We start from the raw sequence: 2,128 nt of genomic DNA on the forward strand, positions 1-2,128 counted from the left end.
ACCTATGGCCGCAGGCCGCCGGCGTCGGCGTCGCCGCGCAGCGCGCCGGACTGCCGTGGTGCACCAGCAATCCCCGCTGGGTCAACCTGTTCACCGCGCCGTACGTGTGCCGCGCCGACCAGCGACAGTGGACGCTCGCGCTCTGGCCGGCCGGTTCCGTACCCTCCGGTACGGTCGTCGTCTGGCATGACGCGCAGCTCGCCGTCGTCGAGCGCGACCCGAATGCCCCGCTCATGCCGGCATCCGCCTGAGTTGCACGAACGCTACACCGCGCGATGATCTCGGTCTAATCCGAAGTTGCGGTGGCTCTGACCGCTGAGTCTCTTGTGTTGGGCGGGCTGCGGTTGGTTGTGGGCTCAGGAATGTAGCCAAGAATAGCGGCGTGTCGTTTTCCGATGGTCACGACGTGATGGGCTACTGTGACGGCTGTGACACGGCGTGGCGGCGCGATGCATGTGGCCAAGGTGGTGCGGCGGCAGCGGCTCGCCTCTGGGGAGCAGCGGGAGTACCGGTCGTATCTGCTGCGCCGCTCCTACCGGGACGGTGGGCAGGTCAAGCATGAGACGTTGGCCAACCTCTCCCAGCTGCCGGAGGAGCAGATCGAGCTGATCGCCCGGTCGCTGAAGGGCGAGGCGTTCGTGCCCGCCTCGGCGGCGGTGCGCATCACCCGGTCGCTGCCGCACGGGCATGTCGCGGCGGTCGCGGCGCAGGCCAAGCAGCTGGGCTTCCCGGCGCTGCTCGGTCCGGCGGGTCGGGACCGGGACCTGGCGTTCGCGTTGATCATCTCCCGGGTGGTGCGGCCGAGGCCGAAGCTGTCCACCCGCACCTGGTGGGGCGATGTCACGCTCGGTGCCGACTTGGGTGTCGCCGACGCGTCGACCGATGAGATCTACGCCGCGATGGACTGGCTGCTCGCCCGGCAGGAGGCCATCGAGGCCAAGCTGGCCCGCCGGCACCTGGCAGCGCAGGTGAACCCGGCCGGGCTGGCGCTGTTCGACCTGTCCTCCTCCTGGCTGGAAGGCACGCACTGCCCGCTGGCCGCGCGCGGCTACTCCCGGGACGGGAAGAAGAACCGGGCGCAGATCGAGTACGGGCTGCTCACCGACCCCGAGGGCCGACCGGTCGCGGTCCGGGTGTTCGCCGGCAACACCGCCGACCCGACCGCCTTCGTCGAGGCGGTCACCATCGTGCGGAACAAGTTCGGGCTGGCCGAGCTGGTGATGGTCGGCGACCGCGGAATGATCACCACCGCGCGCATCGACGCGCTGGCCGGCGACCCGGACAACACGCTGGGCTGGATCACCGCGCTGCGCGCCCCGGCGATCGCCCGACTCGCCGCCGCCGACGGGCCGCTGCAGATGAGCCTGTTCGATCAGCACGACCTGGCCGAGATCGCCCACCCGGACTACCCGAACGAACGGCTGATCGCCTGCCGCAACCCAGCACTCGCGGCCGAACGAGCCCGCAAACGCGACGACCTGCTGCACGCCACCGAGGCCGCGCTCGCCTCTACCCTCGCCGCGGTCACCGCCGGCCGGCTGCACGGCGCGGACCAGATCGGACTCCGAGTCGGCAAACTGATCAACAAGTACAGGATGGCCAAACACTTCACCGTGACCATCACCGACACCAGCCTGGCCATCACCCGCGACCTGCCCAAGATCGCCGCCGAGGCCGCGTTGGACGGCATCTACGTCATCCGCACCTCGGTACCGGCCGCCCGACTCGACCCGCCCGGCGTGGTGTCCGCCTACAAAGCCCTCGCCGGCGTGGAACGCGACTTCCGCATCATCAAGACCGACGACCTGGACCTGCGCCCCATCCACCATCGCCTCGAAGACCGCGTCAAAGCCCACGTGCTGATCTGCATGCTCGCCACCTACCTGGTCTGGCACCTCCGCAAAGCCTGGGCACCACTGACCTACACCGACGAACAACCACCCGAACGCGACAACCCCGTCGCCCCCGCCACCCGATCAGCAGCCGCCGCGCGCAAAACATCCCGCCACAAAGACGACCACGAGCAACCGGTGCGCGACTTCCGCGGCCTACTCGACCACCTGGCCACCCTGACCCGCAACGACATCCAGTACGGCGCCAAACGGGCCGATCGTGCCCACCCTCGCCG

General features: G+C 69.6%; 2 protein-coding genes. Both read left to right on the forward strand.

The annotated features are described in order from the left end of the window. On the forward strand, positions 1-251 hold a 251-nt coding region (locus ACFE99_RS25235), incomplete at its 5' end, for a hypothetical protein (protein WP_375489633.1). A 177-nt stretch (positions 252-428) separates the two neighbouring features. Further along, a partial coding sequence (locus tag ACFE99_RS25240; RefSeq protein ID WP_375489635.1) for an IS1634 family transposase occupies positions 429-2,128 on the forward strand: 1,700 nt, incomplete at its 3' end.

It is taken from the genome of uncultured Mycobacterium sp., assembly GCF_964249325.1.
Lineage (GTDB): Bacteria > Actinomycetota > Actinomycetes > Mycobacteriales > Mycobacteriaceae > Mycobacterium.